Here is a 525-nt window from a genome sequence, read left to right on the forward strand (position 1 = left end):
GTGTCGATGGAATAGTCCACGCCGTTGGCGAGCTGCGATTTCAGGAAGAAGAGCGGGACGTACACCGCCTGGATCGATGCGAACGCGGCATCCAGCGTGGTCGACATCGGGCCGGCCGCCGGCACCGCGTAGACCTTGTGCACCGAGGCGAACTGGTCGCCGCGGATCCCGCCGTTGTAGAGCTTCTTGCCGCGCCAGATGCGGGGCACGCCGTTCATCTGCCCGTGGCATAGGCCCATCATCACGGACGCGCTGTAGGTGTAGGTCGTGCTCTCCGACGTGACCCCGCCGCCGCCTTTGCCTGCGGATTGGCTCGTCGTGTGGGGGACGGCTTTGAAATCGCCGTACCAGATCAGGTTGCCGCTGATCTGGTTCACGCCGTAGACGACGGGGATCGTGACGCCTTGTGCGCTGCTCTGTAGCTTCAGGGCTTCGATGCGGGTTTCGCTGCTGCTGATGGTGGTGCGACCGCCCATTCAGACCTCCGCCAGGGTTTGTGCAGGCGCCTGCACAGCCGCCGTGGCC

General features: G+C 65.1%; 1 protein-coding gene. It reads right to left on the minus strand.

Translation table 11 applies throughout. The annotated features are described in order from the left end of the window. On the minus strand, positions 1-476 hold a 476-nt coding region (locus tag AC1D12_RS35060; protein ID WP_477845639.1), incomplete at its 3' end, for a hypothetical protein. Positions 477-525 lie beyond the last annotated feature (49 nt).

This window comes from Rhizobacter sp. P1_G5, assembly GCF_056405435.1.